Raw genomic sequence first — 20,400 nt, 5'->3', positions numbered from 1 at the left:
CCACCCTGTTCGGCACCGCCGCTGCCGTGGGGGTGGTCAGCGTGATTACCGCCAAGCCCAAGCCCGGTTTCTCCGGCGAAGTGCGCGTGGGCTATGGCAATTATGATCAGCGCCGCATCGATGGCCATATCAACCTGGGCAACGACATCATCGCCCTGCGCGTCGCTGGCGCCATGAAGCTGCGCGACGGCGTGGTGGAAAACATCGCCGGCCGCCCCGGCTCGCAAACGCCAAATGGTCCGCGCGTGGATGATCTGAACGGCCAGGGCCAATATGGCGCCCGCGTCTCGTTGCGCTTCACGCCCACGCCCGATCTCACCGCCGATCTGGTGGCCACCTATGATGGCCAGCGCGCACCGGGCACGGCCTTCTCGTCGGGCACGTTCGCGCCAACAGGCGGCACCACCAGCCCCTACAGCTTCAAGGAAGCCGCCGGTTCACCGTTCAGCGCCGCCGTACTGGGCGCCGATCAGCCCAGCCTGACGCGCAACGTCTATGACGTGAACCTGACCGTGAACGGCAAGATCAGCGACGCGTGGAGCATCACCACCATCGCCGGCTATCGCAATTTCGACAGCAATGAAGTGTTCGATGCCGATGGAACCCAGGCCTGGTATCTGGAATTCGCCGAGGATGCGCGCGGCGAACAGATGAGCTTTGAAGCCCGCGCCAATTTCGACAGCGAGAAGCTGCGCGGCTTCTTCGGCGCCAATTATTTCGCCGAAACCGGTTTCCAGGCCGTGCCGTTCAGTTCGGAGGAAGGCATTTTCCTGCAGTGCGCGGCGCGGCTGGTGCCGGGCCTGGCCTGCATCAACAACGCCACCGGCGTGGTGGAGGCCGCCCGCGCGACCGCGATCCTGACCGGCGGGGCCGCCACCGTGCTGCCCTATTCGGCCGAACTGTTCCGCAACTCGGCCGATATCACCACCTTCAGCGTGTTCGGTGACATCACGGTGATCCCCACCCCGCGACTGGAAATCAACCTGGGCGGCCGCTGGCTGACCGAAGATCGTGACAGCGGCATTTCCACCCGCATCCCCAACACGGTGATCACCCGTGGCCCGCTGATTCCGGGTGGCATCAACACCAATGGCGAGGTGCTCAGCGCGTCGAGCCGGTTCGATGCCTTCCTGCCGCGCGCCAACATATTGTTCCGCGCCACCGACAATGTGAACCTCTATGCCACCTATTCGCGTGGCCGCCGCTCGCCGGTGGTGCAGGTCAATGCCGGCCGGGTGGGCGGCGTGCTGGCCCCGGCGGTGCGGGTGTTCCCGGCCGAACTGCTCGATAACTTCGAAGCCGGCGTGAAGGGCACCATCGGCAAGCTGAATTTCAGCATCGGCGCCTACCTCATCAAGTACAAGGATTTCCAGATTTCGGTGCCGCAGCAGGGTGCGCCGGCGCTGATCGTCAATGCCGATGCCACCAACAAGGGTGTGGAAGCCGAATTCAGCCTGAACCTGTCGGAAAACGTGCGACTGTTCGCCAACGGTGCCTATATCGATGCCCGCGTCAGCAGCGATCCGCGCTTCGGCAATTTCGCCGGCGATCGCTTCCGCCTGCAATCGGAATGGCAGGGTTCGGCTGGCGCCAATTTCCGCCTGCCGCTGGGGGACACGATCGAGCTGTTCGCCAACCCGAACGTCACCCACCGTTCCAGCGTGTTCTTCGAACTGCCCAACAACCCGGTAACCAGCCAGGGTCCGGTCACGCTGGTCAACCTGCGCGCCGGCGTGCGTGATCAAAAGGGCAAGTGGGAAGTCATCGGCTTTGCCAACAATTTGTTCGATCAGGAATATCTGCTCGACGGCGGCAACACCGGCGGGGCGTTCGGCATCCCCACCTTCATTCGGGGCCTGCCGCGGCTGTTCGGGGTTGAAGCCATCGTTCGCTTCTGATGCCGATGGGGCAAGGGGAACCGCCCTCCCCTTGCCCCACCTCCCGCCCCGGTCTATCCGACAAGCATGAGCGAAGCTGCAATCAGCCTGCGTGGCCTGACCAAGACCTATGCCGGCGGCAAGCAGGCGCTGAAGGGGATTGATCTCGACATTCCGCGCGGTTCCATCTTTGGCCTGCTTGGGCCCAACGGCGCCGGCAAATCCACCACCATCAACATCCTCGCCGGCCTGGTGAACAAAACCGCTGGCAGCGCCCGCATCTGGGGCTTCGACATCGACGAGCATCCGCGCAACGCCAAGGCCAGCATCGGCATCGTGCCGCAGGAACTGGTGTTCGATGCCTTCTTCACGCCGTTCGAGACGCTGGAATTGCAGGCCGGCCTGTTCGGCGTGCCCAAGGCCAAACGCCGGACCATGGAATTGCTGAAGGCGGTGCGTCTGGACGACAAGGCGCATGTCTATTCGCGCACCTTGTCGGGCGGCATGAAGCGCCGGCTGCTGGTGGCAAAGGCGCTGGTGCACAATCCGCCGGTGCTGGTGCTGGATGAGCCGACGGCGGGCGTGGATATCGAACTGCGCCAACTGCTGTGGGATTATGTGCGCGATCTGCACGCGCAGGGCACCACCATCGTGCTGACCACCCACTATCTGGAAGAAGCCGAAAGCCTGTGCGACCGCATCGCCATCATCAACCACGGCCAGGTGGTGGCCAACGACGAAACGTCGAAGCTGCTCGGCACCACCGGCGACAAGGTGCTGGAAGTGGTGGTGGACCGCGATCTCGAGGTGGTGCCGCCCGCACTTTCGGGCTGCAAGGCCATGGAACTGAAAGGCCCGCGCACGCTGGTCATCACCTATGACAAGCGCCACAACAATGCCGGCGCCGTGCTGGCGATGCTGGCCAGCGCCGGGCTGGGCGTGGTGGAGGTTTCCACCCGCGAAGCCGATCTGGAAGATGTGTTCCTGGAACTGACCAGTGGCAAAAGCGCCGCCTGAGGCCCGCCATTTCGATGCCATCGTGGTGGGATCCGGCGCCGCCGGGCTGACCGCGGCATTGCACCTGGCCGAACATGGCACGGTGGCCGTGCTGGCCAAGGGCGATCTGGCTGATGGCTCCACCGCCTGGGCGCAGGGCGGCATCGCCGCCGTGCTGGATGCCGGCGACACGGTGGCGGCGCATGTGGAAGACACGATGGTGGCCGGCGCCGGCCTCAACCACCGCGCCACGGTGGAATATGTCGCCAGCAATGCATCGGCCGCGATCGACCGGCTGGCTGAATTGGGTGTGCCGTTCAATCCCGGCGAAACGGTTTCCGAACGCTGGCACCTCACCCGTGAAGGCGGCCACAGCCATCGCCGCATCGTGCACGTGGATGATGCCACTGGCTGGGCGGTTTCACAGGCGCTGATCAAGGCGGCGCAGGCGCATCCCAACATCACGCTGGTGCCGCACATGGCCGCGGTGGATCTCATCACCCACCGCCATGTGCTGCACGAACGCTTCCCGCAGCGGCGCTGCCACGGCGTTTATGCACTGGATGTGAAGAAACGCCATGTCGTGCGTTTCGTGGCGCCGGCCACAGTGCTGGCCACCGGCGGCGCGAGCCGGGTCTATCTTTATTCCACCAATCCCGATGGCGCGACCGGCGACGGCATCGCCATGGCGTGGCGGGCGGGCTGCCGGGTATCGAACATGGAATTCAACCAGTTCCACCCGACCTGCCTCTATCACCCCAAGGTACGCAATTTCCTGATCACCGAAGCCGCGCGCGGTGAAGGCGGGCAGCTGAAACTGCCCGACGGCAGCCGCTTCATGGCGCGTTATGACGACCGGCTGGAGCTCGCCCCGCGCGATGTGGTGGCGCGCGCCATCGATGCCGAAATGAAGCGGCTGGGGCTGGAGCATGTGCTGCTCGATCTGACGCACCTGGGCGCTGATTTCATCAAGGCGCATTTCCCCACCATCCACGCCCGGCTGCTGGAGCTGGATATCGATTGCACGGTGCAGCCCATCCCGGTGGTGCCGGCGGCGCATTACAGCTGCGGCGGCGTGATGGTGACGCTGGATGGCCGCACCGATCTGGCAGGCCTGTGGGCGGCCGGCGAAGTGACCCAGAGCGGCCTGCATGGCGCCAATCGGCTGGCATCGAACTCGCTGCTGGAATGCCTGGTGTTCGGGCAGGCCGTGGCCGACGATATCAGTTCGTCTGGCCCGCCTGCCGCAGCGCCGGACGTGAAGCCTTGGGATGAAAGCCGGGTCACCGACAGCGACGAGGAAGTGGTGATCGCCCACAACTGGGATGAACTCAGGCGGTCCATGTGGGATTATGTCGGCATCGTGCGCACGGAAAAGCGGCTGGAGCGTGCCGCCCACCGGGTGAAGAACCTGCGCAAGGAAGTGCAGGATTATTACGGCAATTTCCGCATCACCGCCGATCTGATCGAGCTCAGGAATCTGGTGACGGTGGCCGATCTGATCGTGCGTTCCGCCCGCCGCCGCCGCGAAAGCCGCGGCCTGCATTACAGCACGGATTATCCCGCCATGGCTGCCGAAGCGGTGGACACCATCCTTGATCCGGTGATGACGCGCGAAGCCTGATCCAGGCGCTGTCCTACACGGCCTGATCCTGCCATCATGGCGGTGCCGGCAGTGCAACTGTCAGGGATGAAAGCGCCGAAATTTCCTGAATCCGGTACGATTCGTCAAAACTGGCAAAGCTGAAGACCGGCTGCCGACAGCCGGTTGCTCTTTCAAAATCGAACCTACGCTGCCGCCCGCCGTGTCAACGGAAACGGCTGCGGCTGGCCGAACAGCCAGCCTTGCGCCAGATCGCAACCCAGGCGGGTGAGCAGCTGGCGCTGGGCATCATTCTCCACCCCTTCGGCCACCACCTGCTTGCCCATCGAATGCGCCAGATCGATGGTGGCCCGCACCACCTGCTGGTTGCCAGCCGATTCCGACAGGCGGGCAATGAAGCTGCGATCGATCTTGACGATATTGGCCGGCACGTCGCGCAACTGGATCAGGCTGGCATGGCCGGTGCCAAAATCATCCAGCGCCACGTTCACGCCGGCATCGCGCAGGCATTCCAGCGCCTCGATCAGCGCACCGCCCAGCCCGCCCATCACCACCGATTCGGTGACTTCCACCACCAGCGCGTGCGGCGGCACCCGGTTGCGGGCCAGTTCATCGAGGATGGCGACGGCGGCCGCCGTGCCCTGCAACTGGCTGCCAACGAAATTGACCGCCATGCTCAGATCCCGGCCGTCGCTGCGCAGCCGGGCCAGCTGGTCCAAGGCCGATTTCAGCACATGGGCCTGCAGTTGGGGCAGCAGCGTGGATTCGCGCAGCACATCGGGGAAATCGCCGGGGGCCAGCAGCCCCAGCCGCGGATGCTGCCAGCGCAGCAGCGCCTCATAACCCACCAGCGTATCATCCAGCTGCACGACGCGCTGGTAATGCAGCAGGAACTGGTTCCCGGCCAGGCCAACACGGGCTTCCGACAACAGGCGGCTGCGCGCTTCGGCTTCATCGGCCATGCTGCTGTCGTAACTGCGCCAGCAGCCACGGCCCGCCGCCTTGGCCCGATACAGCGCCAGATCGGCCTGCTTGAAGATGCGGGCCAGCGAAATGCCCTTGTCTTCCGACGAGCTGTGGCCGGCACAGATCGAGATGGTGAGATTATGGCCCGAATGCCTGAGCGGCACACCCGATGACAGCGCGATCATCTGGCGCACGGCCGACAGACGTTCGCGCGCCGCGCCGGTGAGCAGGATCACGAACTCGTCCCCGCCAACACGAGCGATATTGGCTTCGGGGCCGGCCGCCGCAGTCAACCGTTCCGCCACTGCCACGATCAGCGCGTCACCGGCATCATGGCCAGCCATATCATTGGTCTGCTTCAGGAAATCGATGTCGATGGCAATCACGTCGATGCCGGAATTGCGGGTCAGCGGCTGCTCCAGCATGTTCTGGAACAAGGCGCGGTTGCCCAGGCCGGTGAGCGCATCGGTGGTCGCCACCCGGAACAGGGTCTCACGTTCGGCATCGGCGGCATCGGCATCGCGGCGCAGCTGGCGGAAGCGATCGGCAATGGCCAGCGACAGCAGCAGCGATTCCCAGCCGACGGCGGCAAAGCCGGCAAGATCGACCAGATCATCCTGCGGCAGCAGGCCAAAATTGCGGAAGATGCGCAGCACCAGCACCGCCAGCGCCGGCAGCCAGCCCGCCAGATAATACCAGATCGCCCGGCTGCCACGCAGCGCCGCAAAACCCGAACCAATCATGAGCGTGAGCGTGACGATGACCAGCGTGATGTTGAGCAAAAGATCACCCAGCGCCGCCGGAAACAGCGTGTCGAACGCGGCGACCACCGATGTGAGCGCAACGCCCATGCCGGCGATCTGGCCAAAATCGATCAGGCGCTGGGGCAGCTTGTCCCTTTCGATCAGCGAGAAGAAGAAGGCGGCGCCAGACACCACCATCAGACCGATCAGCAGGTAGAAGGTGCGCACCGCCGCCGGCCCGGCCAGGAACGGGAAGACATTGAGGATCGCGCCCGACCATACCAGGAGATAGCCCAGGCTGCCCGCCAGCCAGACCACATACCAGCGCTGGAAACCGGTGCGCAGCCAGGTGAGCAGGAACATGTTGTAGACGAAGGCCGAAAACAACATGCCGAGCACAAGCGCGACCTGCACCGTCCAGCGCAGCACATGCGATTCATGGCCAGCGGCATCCATCGCCTTGATGGTGCGCAACAGGCCCGGCGCATCCATGTTGCGATAACCGATCTGGATGGCGGCCACATCAGGGCCCGCCACCGGAATCTGGAAGCGCAGATTATTGCCCATGGTCCAGTTGCGGCCGAGTTCGAACTGGCCGCGGTGGATCACCGCCACCCCGCCGTCGTGCACCACCCGGATTTCGATGGCGGTGAAACGGACATTGTCGATCACCAGGTTCCAGTCCACCGGCATGCGCTGCAAGCGCGCCGGATCAATGGCGAACCAGGTCCAATTGCCGGGTGGATCCTTGCGCGAAACCGGGGAAATGGGGGTGATGCAACTGTTGCCCTGACAGGTCGGAATTTGCCTGTACGCAAGTTGCACGTTCTCTGCCCGCGCGGGTGCAACCCATAGCGCGAAGAACAGCCCCACCACCAACACGATCAGACCCCAAGATCGTTTGGTGAAGGGGGCCAGGCGGCTCATCAGAACCGATGTCGGTCTGCTGCCTTGTCGCAACATTCCGTCCTTTGCTTACCCCTCGTAAGAGACAAACATACGGGAGAAGCCGTTTAGGAACCATTACCGCCCCGTTCTGCAGGCGGTTATACAAGGTAAATGCCCCGATAATTCAGTCCGAATCAGCGCATTAACTGCCGAACATCGGCAAGATGCCCCGAAATTGCCGCCGCTGCCGCCATCGCGGGCGACAACAAGTGGGTGCGCGCGCCCGGGCCCTGCCGGCCAACGAAATTGCGATTCGAGGTGCTGGCGCAACGCTCGCCCGCCGGCACCTGATCGGGGTTCATGCCCAGGCACATGGAACAGCCCGGTTCCCGCCATTCAAAGCCGGCGTCGATGAAGATGCGGTCCAGCCCTTCGGCCTCGGCCTGGCGCTTGACGAGGCCGGAACCCGGCACGACCAGCGCCTGCCGCACGTTGCCCGCCACCTTGCGGCCGCGCACCACATCAGCGGCCACGCGCAAATCCTCGATGCGGCTGTTGGTGCAGCTGCCGATGAAGATATTCTCCACGGCCACATCTTCCATGCGGGTCCCGGGGGCGAGGCCCATGTAATCGAGGCTCTTCTGCGCCGCAGCGCGCTTGCCGGCATCGGCAAAGCTGGCGGGATCGGGCACCACATCGGTGATGGCCACCACGTCATCCGGGCTGGTGCCCCAGGTGACGAGCGGGGCAATAGCGCTGCCGTCGATCTCGATGCACTTGTCGTAAGTGGCACCCGGATCGGTTTTCAGCGTCTTCCACCAGGCCAGCGCTGCCTCCCACGAATCGCCGGTGGGGGCGCGCGGACGGCCCTGCACATAGGCGAACGTCTTTTCATCCGGCGCGATCAGGCCGGCCCGCGCCCCAGCTTCGATCGCCATGTTGCACAGCGTCATGCGCCCTTCCATCGACAGCGCCTCGATCACCGGGCCAGTATACTCGATGACATGGCCAGCACCTCCGCCGGAACCCAGTGCACCGCACACGGCCAGCGCCACATCCTTGGCGGAGACGGAGAAGCCGAGTTCGCCCGTCACATGCACTTGCAACGATTTGGACTGGCGCAGCAGCAGCGTCTGCGTGGCAAACACATGCTCCACTTCCGACGTGCCGATGCCGAAGGCCAGCGCGCCGAACGCGCCGTGGGTGGCGGTGTGACTGTCTCCGCAGACCATGGTGACGCCGGGAAGTGTGAAGCCCTGTTCCGGCCCGATGACGTGGACGATGCCCTGTTCGGGCGCGTCGATATTGTAAAGCTCAACGCCGAAATCGGCGCAGTTCGTCACCAGTGCTTCCAGTTGCGCCTTCGACATCGGATCCAGGATGGGCAGGCGGCGGTCGGTTGTTGGGACGTTGTGATCCGGCACAGCAAGCGTCAGATCGGGCCGACGCAGCCGGCGGCCGGCGATGCGCAGCGCCTCGAACGCCTGCGGGGTCGTCACTTCGTGGATGAGGTGACGATCGATGAAGATCAGCGCGGTGCCGTCATCAAGCGATTGGACGACATGATCGTCCCAGATCTTCTGGTAGAGGGTGCGCGTGGTGCTGAGCGTGGGCATCGTCATGCGTTGGGGCTTTGCCAAGCAGCACGAACAAAATCCAGCAGCAAATGACCCGCAATTGCCGTGCAAGTGCGCTGATGAACCGATGGTGCCGGGACTGGCAATCGCCAGCGCAACCCCTAAGATAACGATCCATGTACGATATGGTTGATGAGCTTCCCGTATTGGTGATCGCGCTGCTACTGGTGGTCGTCGGCGCGATGGCGATGCTGGCTGGGCGCACCGCACGACGCCAGCTGGGGGCATCGGCAGGCGAAACGCTCTATGCCACCACGGCCACGATCAGCCTTTTCACTTTGCTCGTCGGTTTCACCTTTTCGGTCGCGCTGAACCGTTATGACACGCGGCGCGATCTGGTCGTTGAAGAGACCGCGGGTTGCTTTGCGCTCTGGCAGCGGCTGCAACTGCAACCAGCCCCCTATCGCGCCGAAATGGCGGCCACCATGCGCGCCTATGTCGATGCGCGGCTGGCGTGGGCCAACCGCGGGCGCGAGACCGACCGTGACAGGCCGGGCGATACCGCCAGCGACGCCCTTATGGAACGCATGTGGAATCTGTCGCGGGCTGCCGGCGGCGATGGCGCCCGTTTGCGGCTGATGGCCGACAGCCTGAGCAGGGTCGATGATGCCGCCTGGCGCCGGGAAGCCATGGCGCGCGAACATATTCCGCTGCCGGTGATCGATGCACTGCTGCTGTTCCTGCTGTTGTCAGCGGTTTCGCTGGGCTATTCGGGCACCGGCGATGGCCAGCTCGCGCGGTTGCCGCACCTGCTGTTCCTTGGCTTGGCTACTGGCGCCGTGATGCTGGTTCTGGATCTGGATCGACCGCGATCGGGATTGGTGACGGTAAATCAGGCGCCGATGCGCGAATTGTCAGGGTTCATGGCGCGAGACATGGCCACCGATCAGACACTGCGCCCGTAGCCTCAGCAAGCAATCCCTGCCAACGCAGCCAGCAGCGCATCCACCTCATCCAGCGTGTTGTAGTGGGTGAAGCCGACCCGCACGGCGCCGCGATCCCGCAGGCCGAGCATGCCAGCCGGTTCCCAAGCATAATAATAACCGTTCCACACGAAGATGTTGCGGGCTGCCAGATCAGCGGCAATCGCGTCGGCACTGTGGCCTGCGATCTCGAAGGTGAAGGTCGCCACGCGTTCGTGCAGCCGATTGGCGTTGGCGATACCGTGCAGGGTTACGCCCGGCACCGTGGCAATGCCGCTCAGGAAGCGCCGCATCAGTTCCGTCTCGTGCGCCTGCGCGGCCGCCAGCCCGGCCACCAGGCGCTCCCGCAACGGCGCATCGGCCTTCACCGTGCCGGCCGCTTCACCCAGCCAGGCCAGATGCTCGATGGCCGCTGTGGTGCCGGCCATGGCTTCAAAGCTCGGCGTGCCGGGCATCAGCCGGGTCGGCATCGCGTCAACCGATGGGCGCACCTTCAGCGGCCGGATCAGGCCCTGCAACCGGTGTGAAACATACATGATGCCAAGGTGCGGCCCGAAGAATTTATAGGCCGAAGCCGCCATCAGGTCGCAACCGATAGCCTGCACATCCAGCGCCATATGCGGCGCGGACTGCACGGCATCGACGATGCTCACCGCGCCCACGGCCCGGGCCGCGGCGCAGACGGCGGTGACATCGTTGATGGTGCCAAGGAAGTTGCTGGCATGGCCGACCGCAACGGCGCGGGTGCGGGCGTCGATCAGATCGGGCAGGGTTTCCAGTTTCAGCGCAAAGGTCTCGCGATCCCACTCGATGAAGCGCACTTCCACCCCGCGCGCTTCGGCCGCCTGCAACCAGGGCGAAACATTGGCATCATGATCCATGCGGGTGAGCAGGATATTGTCGCCGGCCTGCCAGTCCGCTGCAATCAGCGGTGCCATCTGGAAAAACAGGCTTGTGGTGTTGAGGCCGAAGATCACTTCATCTTCGGCACAATTGAAGCAGGCGGCGGCGGCGGCGAGCGCAGCCTCGACAATGGCGCCGGTGGCCACGCTGGTGCGGAACAGGCCGCCATCGTTTGCGCAGGCCTCGATCATGGTGCGGCTCATCGCCTCCACCACCCGGACCGCCACTTGGGTGCCGGCCGGCGCATCGAGATACAGACGCGGCTGCCCACCATCGCTGAGCGCCAGCGCCGGAAAGGCCGCGCGCACCATGTCCATCGGCAATGTCATTTCAGTCCCCCAGTTGCGGAGGGTTTATTGGCCCAGCGCGTCCACGGCGGCAAGCACAGCTTCGGGCTGCGGGCGCACGCGAAAATTGGCCTCCATCAGCCGGGCGCGGATGATGCCTTTGCGATCAATGACATAGACCGACGCCAAGGGCACGCCAAACGCGCGATTGCCGGCTGGATAGGCCGGATCGCGCAGCTGCCAGCCATCGATCACCCTGGATTGCGGGTCCGACAGCAGCGGCCAGCTCACCTTGCGCTCGGCGGCAAACTTGGCCAGCACCTCGGGCGAATCGTAGGACAGGCCAACCAGCGCATAGCCGCGGCTGGCCAGCCCTTCGGCAGCCTTGTCGTTCATGGCAATCAGCTGCGCCTTGCAGAACGGGCACCACGACGCTGATCGGAAGAACATCAGCACTGTGCCCTTGCGGCCAGCGACCTGCTGCAGCGTGCGGGTCTTGCCGTTGATATCGGCGCCAGCAACAGCGGGCGCCTTGTCCCCCACGGCAGGAAAAGCCGCGGCCGGAGCGGTGATGACAGCAAGGGCGATGAGGGCGGGGATGATGCGCATGCAGGGCCTTTCGCGTGAGCGGCGGCAAAGGTTGCAGCCTATTCCTCGTCGAGTAACGGCAGTTGCACCTGATCGGCCGGCGGCAGCAGCCCCAAGTGCTTCCAGGCCGGGCCGTTGAGCATCCGCCCCCGCGCGGTGCGGGCGATCAGGCCCTGCTGGATCAGGAACGGCTCGATCACGTCTTCCACCGTGTCGCGCGCTTCCGAAAGGCCGGCGGCAAGCGTTTCGATGCCGACCGGACCGCCGCGATAGATATCGGCGATCATCATCAGGTAACGCCGGTCCATGGCGTCGAGGCCGAGGCGATCGACTTCCAGCCGGCTGAGCGAAGCATCAGCCATGCGGGCGGTGACTTCGGTCTGGCCCGCTGCGGCCGCGAAATCGCGCACGCGGCGCAACAATCGCCCGGCGATGCGCGGGGTGCCACGGGCGCGGGCGGCAATCTCGCGCGCCGCATCGGCGGTAAGCGGCAGTTCGAGCAACCGCGCGGCGCGGGTGACGACCTGTTCCAGCTCATCGATCGAGTAGAAATTCAGCCGCAGCGGAATGCCGAAACGGTCGCGCAAGGGGGTGGTCAACAGGCCGGCACGGGTGGTGGCGCCCACCAGCGTGAACGCCGGCAGGTCGATCCGGACCGAGCGTGCCGACGGGCCTTCGCCGATCATGATGTCCAGCACCCGATCTTCCATGGCCGGATAGAGGATTTCCTCCACCGCCGGCGACAAGCGGTGGATTTCATCGATGAACAGCACATCATGCGGTTCGAGATTGGTGAGGATGGCTGCAAGATCGCCGGCCTTGGCGATGACGGGGCCAGAGGTGGCGCGGAACCCCACGCCCAGTTCGCGCGCCACGATCTGCGCCAGTGTGGTTTTCCCCAGGCCGGGCGGCCCGTGCAGCAGCACATGATCCATCGCCTCGCCGCGCGCCCGGGCGGCGGAAATGAACACGCCGAGATTTTCGCGCAAACCCTGCTGGCCGATGAACTCGTCCAGCCCCTTGGGCCGCAGCGCGGCATCGATGTCGTCGGGGCGACGTTGCGGGGTGAGATCGTCGGTCATGTGGGTGCTGATCTCTTAGCGCGCGCTCTTCTTCAGCGCCACTCGCACCACGTCATTCAGGGCCGCCGCCTCGCCCAGTTCGGCCAATGCTTCGGAAACCGCGCGGCTGGCGTCCATCGGGCGGAAACCCAGCGCGGCCAGCGCCGACACGGCATCTTCCACCACACGGGCGCCGGCCGTCACCGGCAAGGGCGCTCCGGCCGCCATGGCGACGCCGCCCAGTTTGCCGCGCAGTTCGTTGGCGATGCGGGCAGCGAGTTTGGGGCCGACGCCATTGGCCCGCGCCAGTGACGCGGCGTCACCGGTCGCCACCGCGTGCGCGACCTGATCGGGCGTGAGCACGGACAGGATATTGAGCGCCACCCGGCCGCCAACGCCCTGCACCGTGATCAGCGCGCGGAAGGCGGCGAGTTCGGATTCGGAGACACCGCCAAACAGGGTGATGGCGTCTTCCCGCACCTGGGTTTCGATGTGCAGCACCACCGGCTGCCCCACCGACAGCGAAGCAAGCGTGCGGGTGGAGGCCTGCACCAGATAGCCAACGCCGTTCACATCGACGATCACGCTATCGGCCGAAACGCTGTCCACCAATCCCTTGAGCCGCGCGATCACAGCAGGCCCTTTCGCAAACTGGCGCCCAGATGCGCGTGGGCAATGGCCACCGCCAGCGCATCAGCCGCATCGGCTCCCACCACTTTCACGCCTGGCAACAACCGCTCCACCATCGCCTGCACCTGGTTCTTGTCGGCGTTGCCAACCCCGGTCAGCGCCTTCTTCACCAGCCTTGTGGCATATTCCGCCACGGGGAGGCCAGCACGCGCCGAACATAGCAGCACGACGCCGCGCGCCTGCCCCAGTTTGAGCGTCGATTGCGGATTGGCGTTGACGAACACCTCCTCCACGGCGGCTTCGGTGGCGCCATGGTCGCCGATCACCGTCATCAGGCCGTCATGCAGCGCCACCAGCCGTTCGGCCAGCGGTGCTGTGGCCGACGTTTTCACTGTGCCGTGGGCGATATGGCGCAGGCGATTGCCCTCGGCCACGATCACGCCCCACCCCGTCGCCGCCAAACCGGGATCGAGGCCGAGGATCAACCTCACGGTTTGCCGGGCGCTCCGGTGGAAAGCGTCACGAATGCTTCGCTGCGCAGTTTCCAGCCCTGCGGCGTGGGCACCCACACCGCAAGATATTCGCCGCTGACACGGCCATTGAGGCTGCCGCCTGACCAGTGGCCGCGCTCCATGGCGCGCTGCGGCGGCACGGCCACCGTGACCACGTCGGGTGTGCGCACGAAGCCGAGAAAGCCCGGCGTCTTGAAGGCGCGGGCGAAATAGTCCGCCATGGCGTCAGCGCCAATGATGGCTTCACCGCCGGTGCCGGCGATGCCGACATAGCCTTCACCCAGCGCGGCGCGCACGCCAGCGGCATCGCGGGCGGCGATGGCGGCGTTGTAGGCGGCGCGCGCGGCCTTGATGTCGGCTACAGGATCGGCAGCGGCAGGCGTGGCCATGATCATAACGAGCGCAGCCAGCCCCAGCTTCACAACGCGGCCATCACGTCGTCGGGCACGTCATAATTGCCCCACACGGTCTGCACGTCGTCATCATCGTCCAGCACGTCGATCAGCTTCATCAACTGCGCAGCATCTTCGGCGCCAACGGTGACCATCGTCCCCGGCTTCCACGCCAACTTGGCCTGGCCGCTGTCGCCCAGCACGGGTTCAAGGGCGCGGGCGACGTCGTGCAGGTTTTCGATGCCAACCCAGATTTCATGGCCGTCTTCGCTCGATTCCACATCGTCGGCACCGGCTTCCAGCGCGGCTTCGAACACGGCATCGGCGCTGCCGGCGCTGGCCGGATAGGCAATCAGGCCCAGCCGTTCAAACCCATGGCTCACGCTGCCCGAAGCGCCGAGGTTGCCGCCATTCTTGGCCATCGCCGTGCGCACGTTGGTGGCGGTGCGGTTGCGGTTGTCGGTCAGCGTTTCGATGATCAGGCTCACGCCACCGGGGCCGAAGCCTTCGTAACGCACTTCCTCATAATTCGCGATGTCACCACCCTGCGACTTATCGATGGCGCGCTGGATATTGTCTTTCGGCATGCCTTCCACGCGGGCAGCGAGCACGGCGGCGCGCAGACGCGGGTTGTTGGCTGGATCGGGCATGCCCATCTTGGCCGCCACGGTGATTTCGCGGGAAAGCTTTGAAAACAAGGCGCTGCGCTTTTTGTCCTGCGCGCCCTTGCGGTGCATGATGTTCTTGAATTTGCTGTGGCCGGCCATGATCGTTCAACTGGTTGCAGGTGGGATGGCTGCGGCCTTAGCAACCCGCCCGCAAAACGGCAATCAGCCCAGCTTCACTGCCGTACCAACGGCACCGACCATCAGCATCGAATCCGAAGCGCCCAAGGCGGCATAGCTGATCTGCACGCCAATCACGGCATCGGCACCCAGCGCCAGCGCGCGATCGGCCATTTCGCGCAGCGCTTCCTCGCGGGCGCCCTGCATCACTTCCTCATAGGCGCCGGAGCGGCCGCCCACGATGTCTCGGATTCCGGCGAAGATATCACGGAAGATGTTGGCGCCCATGATCGCTTCACCAGCGACGACACCCAGATAGTGCGTCGCCATGCGGCCTTCGACCGTGGGGGTGGTGGTGACAATCAGTTCGGCCATGACAGCCTCCTTCAGGCCAGAGTGGCCAGTGCCTGCCTCAACATCACGCCGCACAGATGGGCGCGATATTCGGCACTGGCGTGAATATCGCTGTTGAGATCATCGGCGGCCAGCACCAACCCGGCAGTATCGGTGCCGGCGTTCAGCGCGGCTTCCGCGTCCGTCCAGCGGAACACGCCTGGCCCGGCGCCGGTGACAGCGACGCGCCAACCCGCAGCATGGCGGGCGACATAGACGCCGACCATGGCATAACGCGAGGCCGGATGGCGGAACTTGGCATAGGATGATTGCTGCGGGATGGTGAAGCCAACGCGGGTGATGATCTCGCTTTCGGCCAGCGCGGTTGTGAACATGCCCTGGAAGAAATCATCGGCATTGTGGCTGCCACGATCCGTCTCGATCACCGCATCCAGCGCCAGCGCGGCAGCGGGATAATCGGCTGCGGGATCATTGTTGGCAATGCTGCCACCCAATGTGCCGCGATTGCGCACCTGCGCGTCGCCAATGCCCGCAGCCAGACAAGCGAGACCCGGAATGGCGGTGGCGCCGGTGGCGACGTCGGCATGGCTTGTCGTGGCACCAATCCACAGACGGTCACCGTCCTTGCTGATGCCGGATAGGCCGAGGCCGGTGAGATCCACCAGTGCATCGGGCATGCGCAGACGGGATTTCATGGCGGGGATCAGCGTGTGGCCCCCGGCGAGATAGGCGGCCTCGCCATCAGTGCCGGCAAAGGCAGCGGTGGCGGCGGACAGGCTGGCCGGGCTGTGCAGGGCAAAATCACGCATTGGCGTTCTCCATGGCGGCAGCACCAGCCACGATTGCCTTCACGATGTTGATGTAACCCGTGCAGCGGCACAGATTGCCTTCCAGCTCGTGCGTGACCAGCTCCGGCGTCAGCTTCGTGCCATGCTTGCGCACCATTTCCATGCCGGCCATCACCATGCCCGGCGTGCAAAATCCGCACTGCAGGCCGTGGGCTTCGCGGAAGGCCTGCTGCATCGGATGCAGCGCGTCGGTGCTGCCCAGGCCTTCGATGGTGGTAACCTGCGCCCCTTGCGCCTGCGCCGCCAGCATGGTGCAGGCCTTCACCGCAGCGCCGTCGATCAGCACATTGCAGGCGCCGCACTGGCTGGTATCGCAACCGATATGGGTGCCGGTCAGCCCCAGCTGGTCGCGCAGCACCTCAACCAGCAGGGTGGCGGCGGGTGCCTCCACACTGTGGTTCTGGCCGTTGATGGTCAGCGTCATCTGCATTGCAAGTCCCCTTGTGGGCTGGAGCTTAGGGGCGAGGTGGCCCGGCAATCAAGCCCGGCTGGCCATCATCTGTTTCAAGCCTTCGGCCTGTTCGGCAATCGCCTGTGCGCCCAGGGCACTGGCCTTGGCGCGGCCCCACCAGGCGGCGAGGCCGGGCTGTGCTGCCACCAGCGCCTTGGTCGGCATCGGGCCATCCAATGCATCGAGGAAGAAGAACAGCGGGATCAGCGCCGCATCGGCCTGAGTAAAGCTGTTGCCATAGGCAAATTCATCGGCAGCATTGCGGTAATGCTCGATGTAACCCAGGGCCTCGCCCATGCCCTTCAACGCATCGGGCACGCCGGCCGGGTTCTCGCGGCCACGGAAAAGCCCGCCCAGCTGCGGCACGACATAGGTATCGGCGAGCCGCACCAGCAGCCGAACCTTGGCGGCACCGGCAGCGTCGTCCGGCACCAGTTTCGGCCCCGGCAGCGCCAGATCGAGATAATCGGCAATCACCTGACTTTCCGGCAACGCCAGATCGCCATCAACCAGCAGGGGCATCTTGCCAGTGGGGCACAGCGCCAGATATTCCGGGCACTTGATGCCGCCTTCAAAGCTGCCCAGCGTGACTTCGGCGCCCTTGGCCCGGCTCACCAGCAACGGCCGCATCACGAAAGGGGAAAGCTTGCCGCCATAGAGAATCATCATGGTTTCCTTTTTCAGATGCCGATTGCGGCGCGGTAGGTTTCCAGCAACGCTTCGGCTTCCTGCCGCGCCGCCGTTTCCATCTTCCGCAGCCGCACCAGCGTCTTCATCGTCTTGATGTCGAAACCAGTGCCCTTGGCTTCGGCATAGACGTCCTTGATGTCGTCGGCGATGCCCTTCTTTTCCTCTTCCAGCGTTTCGATGCGCTCGATGAACAGGCGCAGCTGTGTGGCGGACACGCTTTCGGTGCCAGAGATCGTCTCGTCGCTCATTTGGGTCCCTGTCTGAGATTGCCAACCTGAAATTGGTTGCCGCCGGGGTTATCGAACCCGCTCATTCTGCGCCAGCGATTCGGCCATGCGGTCCATCTGCTCCTGCGTCGCTGGCTGCTGGTAGAGCGCCTTCCACTCGGCCTGGCTCATGCCATAGACATGGGTGCGGCCCTCGTCCTTGCTGACGGCCAAGCCCATCTCCTCGGCTTCCTCGTGCAGCCAGTCGCCCAGGCAGTTGCGGCAGAAGCCGCTCCGGCCCATCAGGTCGATATTCTGCACGTCAGTGCGCTGGCGCAAATGCAGCATCAGGCGGCGAAACGCCGCCGCTTCAAGTCGTTCCCGCACTGCATCATCGGCAAGGATCGTCATGTTCTTGTCTCTCTCCTGTGGCAATGCGCCGCATCAGTCGCTAGGGTAGCGGCAAATCCGAACGACTGGGACGCAGCATGAGCCGACATCTTCAACCACGGGACCGCCGGGTCAAGGTGCTTGCCACGCTGGGGCCAGCATCAGCCACCGAAGCCATGATCAGCCAGCTGCACGCGGCCGGCGCCGATGCCTTCCGTGTCAACATGAGCCACGGCAGCCATGAAAGCCAGGGCAAGCTGATCGAAGCGGTGCGCGCGGTTGAAAAGGCCAATGGCCGGCCGATCGCCATCCTGGCTGATCTGCAGGGCCCGAAACTGCGCGTTGGCCGCGTCGCCGGTGGTAGCGCCGAACTGGCCAAGGGCCAGGCCTTCCGCTTTGATCGCCACACGGCGCCGGGTGATGCGGCGCGCGTGTGCCTGCCGCACAAGGAAATCTTTGCCGCGCTGCGTCCTGGCGCCCGGTTGCTGGTGGATGATGGCAAGATCGTGCTGCGCGCCACCGCCGTTTCGGAAGACGCCATCGATTGCGTGGTGGAGGTGCCCGGCACCATCAAGGACAACAAGGGCGTCAACGTGCCAGATGTGGTGGTGCCGCTGCCAGCGCTGACGCCGAAGGACCGCGCCGATCTGACCTTTGCGCTTGATTGCGGGGTGGACTGGATTGCGCTCAGCTTCGTGCAGCGCCCCGAAGACGTCGCAGAAGCCCGTCGGCTGATCGGCGGCCGCGCCGCGCTGCTCGCCAAGATCGAGAAGCCGGCCGCGCTGGAACGGCTGGAGGAGATACTGGAAATCGCCGATGCGGTGATGGTGGCGCGCGGTGATCTGGGCGTCGAACTGCCGCCGCAGAACGTGCCGCCAGCGCAGAAACGCATCGTCGCCATGGCGCGCAGCCTGGGCAAACCGGTGGTGGTGGCGACGCAGATGCTGGAATCGATGATCACCAGCCCCTCCCCCACCCGCGCCGAAGTGTCGGACGTGGCGACCGCCATCTATGACGGCGCTGATGCCGTGATGCTGTCCGCCGAAAGCGCGGCCGGGGCCTGGCCGGTGGAAGCCGTGAGCATGATGGATGCGATTGCGGCGCAGGTGGAGGCCGACCCGAGCTATCATGGCCGGGTGCATTTCACCGAAGTGGCCACCGGCCGTTCGACCGCAGCTGCCATCACATCGGCCGCTGCCGACATCAGCCGCACGATCGGCGCGCGCGCCATTGCCTGTTTCACCATCTCCGGTTCCACCGCTGGCCGCGCGGCGCGGGAACGGCCTTCGGTGCCGGTGCTGTGCCTGACGCCGAGCCAGACCACGGCGCGGCGCATGGGCTTGGTGTGGGGCGTGCACGCCGTCACCACCCGCGATGTCGGCAGTTTCGAGGAAATGGTGGCCAAATCCAAGCGCATGGCATTGCGGACGGGTCTGGCCAAAGGCGGCGATCCGCTGGTGCTGATTGCCGGCGTGCCCTTCTCGACGCCCGGCACCACCAACGTCGTTCACGTGGTGCGCCTGACCGGGGACGAGCTGAAGAATTATTGAGGCAGCAGGCCCAGCCGCACCAGTTCCGCCGCCAGCGCTTCGTAGCCGGTGAACAGGTGACCAACAAAGCCATTGGCCACGGCTGCCGCCACATTGTCGGCACGGTCATCGATGAAGATCGCTTCGCCAGGACCAAGGCCGAAGCGATCAAGCGCGAGCTGGTAGATGGCCGGATCAGGCTTGGTCAGCCGCTCTTCGCCAGAAACGACGATATCGGTGAAATGATCGAACACCGGCCACTCAGCGCGGAACGGCGGCCAGAATTCGTGGCTGAAATTGGTGATGGCAAAAAGCGGCACGCAGGCCGTGGCCAGCTGCTCCACCAGTTCGATCATACCGGGCACCGGCCCTGGCACGGTTTCATTGAAGCGCGGGCCATAGAGACGGATCAAATCGGCTTCGGCCGGGAAACGCGCGATCAGCTCGGCGCTGGTTTCCGCAAACGCCCGGCCCGCATCATGCTGGAAATGCCATTGCGGCGTCACCACCTCGGCCAGGAACCAGTCCAACCGCGCCGGATCGGGAATCAGCGGCGCATAAAAGGCGCGCACGTTCCAATCCACCAGCACGTTGCCGACATCGAACACCACGGCAGTCGGCATGATTTCGGGCATCATCAACCCCACAAACAGCAAAACCCCCGCCGGATGGCAGGGGTCTCACCAAGTCGACCTGCCGGCCACAAGGGCCAGCGGCGCAGCTTCAGCCCTGGCGGGCCTTGAAGCGACGGTTGGTCTTGTTGATCACGTAAGTACGGCCGCGACGACGCACGACTTGGCAGTCACGGTGGCGGCCCTTCAGGCTCTTGAGGCTGTTGCGGATCTTCATGATCAATCCCGGCAAGTGAATCGGTGGTGAAACGGAGGCTGGTCGCTAAGGGAGGCGCTGCGCTTTGTCAACCGCGGTCGCCTGATCCACCCTTGCTTGCCCGCAGCCGAAGTGCGACCAGACACGGGTACAAGTGCCCCGCGAGTAAAGCCCATGACCCGCCACATGATTTTGCCTGCCCTGCTGGCCGCCCTGCTGCTGCCATCGGTGGCCCATGCCGCCACTGTGAAGGTGGAGGTAACCCGATTCCATATCCTGGCACCGCCGGCCCCACAGCTGACCAGCAGCAGCA

The 20,400-nt window shown here is 64.8% G+C and carries 22 protein-coding genes; 5 read left to right on the top strand and 17 right to left on the bottom strand.

Going from position 1 to position 20,400, the window contains the following annotated elements; translation table 11 throughout:
* From RT662_RS00360 to nadB, 3 genes are all read left to right on the top strand, one after another.
* Positions 1–1,898: TonB-dependent receptor domain-containing protein (locus RT662_RS00360; RefSeq protein ID WP_313668173.1), on the top strand; the 1,898-nt coding region annotated here is incomplete at its 5' end.
* Positions 1,899–1,964: 66 nt separating this feature from the next.
* Positions 1,965–2,894: an ABC transporter ATP-binding protein gene (locus RT662_RS00355; RefSeq protein WP_313668171.1), complete on the top strand. Its 930-nt coding sequence runs from the start codon at positions 1,965–1,967 to the stop codon at positions 2,892–2,894.
* Positions 2,875–4,497 (top strand): L-aspartate oxidase, encoded by a 1,623-nt coding sequence (nadB, locus tag RT662_RS00350; protein WP_313668169.1) that lies wholly within the window; start codon positions 2,875–2,877, stop codon positions 4,495–4,497. The genes RT662_RS00355 and nadB overlap by 20 nt, the downstream gene beginning before the upstream one ends.
* Before the next feature lie 164 nt (positions 4,498–4,661).
* Here the strand turns inward: nadB and RT662_RS00345 are convergent, their stop codons facing one another.
* Both RT662_RS00345 and leuC read right to left on the bottom strand, forming a co-directional pair.
* Positions 4,662–7,112 carry a putative bifunctional diguanylate cyclase/phosphodiesterase gene (locus tag RT662_RS00345; protein ID WP_313668168.1) on the bottom strand — a complete coding sequence of 817 codons (2,451 nt, stop codon included), beginning with the start codon at positions 7,110–7,112 and terminating at the stop codon, positions 4,662–4,664.
* 155 nt (positions 7,113–7,267) lie between these two features.
* A complete protein-coding gene (gene leuC, locus RT662_RS00340; RefSeq protein WP_313668177.1) occupies positions 7,268–8,689 on the bottom strand; it encodes a 3-isopropylmalate dehydratase large subunit in 1,422 nt (473 codons plus the stop codon).
* A gap of 137 nt (positions 8,690–8,826) precedes the next feature.
* Between leuC and RT662_RS00335 the strand changes: the two genes are divergently transcribed.
* Positions 8,827–9,615, top strand: a complete 789-nt coding sequence (locus RT662_RS00335) for a hypothetical protein (RefSeq protein ID WP_313668167.1) — start codon at positions 8,827–8,829, stop codon at positions 9,613–9,615.
* Between the two features lie 2 nt (positions 9,616–9,617).
* On the opposite strand, the gene RT662_RS00330 is transcribed toward RT662_RS00335, so the two are convergent.
* From RT662_RS00330 to RT662_RS00270, 13 genes are all read right to left on the bottom strand, one after another.
* Positions 9,618–10,865: a cysteine desulfurase-like protein gene (locus RT662_RS00330; protein WP_313668165.1), complete on the bottom strand. Its 1,248-nt coding sequence runs from the start codon at positions 10,863–10,865 to the stop codon at positions 9,618–9,620.
* A gap of 24 nt (positions 10,866–10,889) precedes the next feature.
* Positions 10,890–11,432, bottom strand: a complete 543-nt coding sequence (locus RT662_RS00325) for a peroxiredoxin family protein (RefSeq protein ID WP_313668163.1) — start codon at positions 11,430–11,432, stop codon at positions 10,890–10,892.
* A 38-nt stretch (positions 11,433–11,470) separates the two neighbouring features.
* Complete coding sequence (ruvB, locus tag RT662_RS00320) at positions 11,471–12,493, bottom strand: Holliday junction branch migration DNA helicase RuvB (RefSeq protein WP_313668162.1); 1,023 nt, start codon at positions 12,491–12,493, stop codon at positions 11,471–11,473.
* 15 nt (positions 12,494–12,508) lie between these two features.
* The gene (ruvA, locus tag RT662_RS00315; RefSeq protein ID WP_313668160.1) at positions 12,509–13,105 is read right to left on the bottom strand and encodes a Holliday junction branch migration protein RuvA; all 597 of its coding nucleotides are present in this window, start codon (positions 13,103–13,105) and stop codon (positions 12,509–12,511) included.
* Positions 13,102–13,593: a crossover junction endodeoxyribonuclease RuvC gene (gene ruvC / locus RT662_RS00310; protein WP_313668158.1), complete on the bottom strand. Its 492-nt coding sequence runs from the start codon at positions 13,591–13,593 to the stop codon at positions 13,102–13,104. The genes ruvA and ruvC overlap by 4 nt, the downstream gene beginning before the upstream one ends.
* The gene (locus RT662_RS00305) at positions 13,590–14,003 is read right to left on the bottom strand and encodes a DUF4440 domain-containing protein (protein ID WP_313668156.1); all 414 of its coding nucleotides are present in this window, start codon (positions 14,001–14,003) and stop codon (positions 13,590–13,592) included. The genes ruvC and RT662_RS00305 overlap by 4 nt, the downstream gene beginning before the upstream one ends.
* A 29-nt stretch (positions 14,004–14,032) precedes the next feature.
* A complete protein-coding gene (locus RT662_RS00300; RefSeq protein ID WP_313668155.1) occupies positions 14,033–14,773 on the bottom strand; it encodes a YebC/PmpR family DNA-binding transcriptional regulator in 741 nt (246 codons plus the stop codon).
* A gap of 63 nt (positions 14,774–14,836) precedes the next feature.
* The gene (locus RT662_RS00295; RefSeq protein ID WP_029131296.1) at positions 14,837–15,157 is read right to left on the bottom strand and encodes a heavy metal-binding domain-containing protein; all 321 of its coding nucleotides are present in this window, start codon (positions 15,155–15,157) and stop codon (positions 14,837–14,839) included.
* Between the two features lie 20 nt (positions 15,158–15,177).
* On the bottom strand, positions 15,178–15,954 hold the full coding sequence (locus RT662_RS00290; RefSeq protein ID WP_313668154.1) for an FAD binding domain-containing protein: 777 nt from the start codon (positions 15,952–15,954) through the stop codon (positions 15,178–15,180).
* Positions 15,947–16,423, bottom strand: coding sequence for a (2Fe-2S)-binding protein (locus RT662_RS00285; RefSeq protein ID WP_303794656.1), 477 nt, complete (start codon positions 16,421–16,423; stop codon positions 15,947–15,949). The genes RT662_RS00290 and RT662_RS00285 overlap by 8 nt, the downstream gene beginning before the upstream one ends.
* Before the next feature lie 48 nt (positions 16,424–16,471).
* Positions 16,472–17,113 (bottom strand): glutathione S-transferase family protein, encoded by a 642-nt coding sequence (locus tag RT662_RS00280; protein ID WP_313668151.1) that lies wholly within the window; start codon positions 17,111–17,113, stop codon positions 16,472–16,474.
* Positions 17,114–17,124: 11 nt separating this feature from the next.
* The gene (locus tag RT662_RS00275; RefSeq protein WP_273463308.1) at positions 17,125–17,382 is read right to left on the bottom strand and encodes a DUF2312 domain-containing protein; all 258 of its coding nucleotides are present in this window, start codon (positions 17,380–17,382) and stop codon (positions 17,125–17,127) included.
* A gap of 48 nt (positions 17,383–17,430) precedes the next feature.
* Positions 17,431–17,751 carry a DUF1244 domain-containing protein gene (locus tag RT662_RS00270; RefSeq protein WP_313668149.1) on the bottom strand — a complete coding sequence of 107 codons (321 nt, stop codon included), beginning with the start codon at positions 17,749–17,751 and terminating at the stop codon, positions 17,431–17,433.
* 77 nt (positions 17,752–17,828) lie between these two features.
* On the opposite strand from RT662_RS00270, the gene pyk reads away from it, so the two are divergent.
* Positions 17,829–19,280 (top strand): pyruvate kinase, encoded by a 1,452-nt coding sequence (gene pyk / locus RT662_RS00265; RefSeq protein ID WP_313668148.1) that lies wholly within the window; start codon positions 17,829–17,831, stop codon positions 19,278–19,280.
* Here the strand turns inward: pyk and RT662_RS00260 are convergent.
* Together RT662_RS00260 and ykgO are read right to left on the bottom strand one after the other, a co-directional pair.
* On the bottom strand, positions 19,274–19,894 hold the full coding sequence (locus RT662_RS00260; protein WP_313668175.1) for an HAD-IA family hydrolase: 621 nt from the start codon (positions 19,892–19,894) through the stop codon (positions 19,274–19,276). The two genes, pyk and RT662_RS00260, sit on opposite strands and share 7 nt — an antisense overlap.
* A gap of 88 nt (positions 19,895–19,982) precedes the next feature.
* Entirely contained in the window at positions 19,983–20,108 is a 126-nt protein-coding gene (ykgO, locus tag RT662_RS00255) for a type B 50S ribosomal protein L36 (RefSeq protein WP_017668774.1), read from the bottom strand.
* Positions 20,109–20,400: the final 292 nt, after the last annotated feature.

It is taken from the genome of Sandarakinorhabdus sp., assembly GCF_032115815.1.
Classification (GTDB): Bacteria; Pseudomonadota; Alphaproteobacteria; order Sphingomonadales; family Sphingomonadaceae; genus Sandarakinorhabdus.
Note: the sequence above shows the minus strand (reverse complement) of the source record. Positions and strands in the feature narration are given on the sequence as shown.

Excerpts from the sequence above, each read along its gene's own strand:
- RT662_RS00280 (WP_313668151.1), bottom strand. The coding sequence starts at position 17,113 with ATGATGATTCTCTATGGCGGCAAGCTTTCCCCTTTCGTGATGCGGCCG.
- RT662_RS00345 (WP_313668168.1), bottom strand. The coding sequence starts at position 7,112 with ATGAGCCGCCTGGCCCCCTTCACCAAACGATCTTGGGGTCTGATCGTG.
- RT662_RS00300 (WP_313668155.1), bottom strand. The coding sequence starts at position 14,773 with ATGGCCGGCCACAGCAAATTCAAGAACATCATGCACCGCAAGGGCGCG.
- RT662_RS00355 (WP_313668171.1), top strand. The coding sequence starts at position 1,965 with ATGAGCGAAGCTGCAATCAGCCTGCGTGGCCTGACCAAGACCTATGCC.
- RT662_RS00260 (WP_313668175.1), bottom strand. The coding sequence starts at position 19,894 with ATGCCCGAAATCATGCCGACTGCCGTGGTGTTCGATGTCGGCAACGTG.
- leuC (WP_313668177.1), bottom strand. The coding sequence starts at position 8,689 with ATGCCCACGCTCAGCACCACGCGCACCCTCTACCAGAAGATCTGGGAC.
- ykgO (WP_017668774.1), bottom strand. The coding sequence starts at position 20,108 with ATGAAGATCCGCAACAGCCTCAAGAGCCTGAAGGGCCGCCACCGTGAC.
- pyk (WP_313668148.1), top strand. The coding sequence starts at position 17,829 with ATGAGCCGACATCTTCAACCACGGGACCGCCGGGTCAAGGTGCTTGCC.
- RT662_RS00335 (WP_313668167.1), top strand. The coding sequence starts at position 8,827 with ATGTACGATATGGTTGATGAGCTTCCCGTATTGGTGATCGCGCTGCTA.
- RT662_RS00330 (WP_313668165.1), bottom strand. The coding sequence starts at position 10,865 with ATGACATTGCCGATGGACATGGTGCGCGCGGCCTTTCCGGCGCTGGCG.
- RT662_RS00305 (WP_313668156.1), bottom strand. The coding sequence starts at position 14,003 with ATGGCCACGCCTGCCGCTGCCGATCCTGTAGCCGACATCAAGGCCGCG.
- RT662_RS00270 (WP_313668149.1), bottom strand. The coding sequence starts at position 17,751 with ATGACGATCCTTGCCGATGATGCAGTGCGGGAACGACTTGAAGCGGCG.
- ruvB (WP_313668162.1), bottom strand. The coding sequence starts at position 12,493 with ATGACCGACGATCTCACCCCGCAACGTCGCCCCGACGACATCGATGCC.
- RT662_RS00290 (WP_313668154.1), bottom strand. The coding sequence starts at position 15,954 with ATGCGTGATTTTGCCCTGCACAGCCCGGCCAGCCTGTCCGCCGCCACC.
- RT662_RS00285 (WP_303794656.1), bottom strand. The coding sequence starts at position 16,423 with ATGCAGATGACGCTGACCATCAACGGCCAGAACCACAGTGTGGAGGCA.
- RT662_RS00325 (WP_313668163.1), bottom strand. The coding sequence starts at position 11,432 with ATGCGCATCATCCCCGCCCTCATCGCCCTTGCTGTCATCACCGCTCCG.
- RT662_RS00275 (WP_273463308.1), bottom strand. The coding sequence starts at position 17,382 with ATGAGCGACGAGACGATCTCTGGCACCGAAAGCGTGTCCGCCACACAG.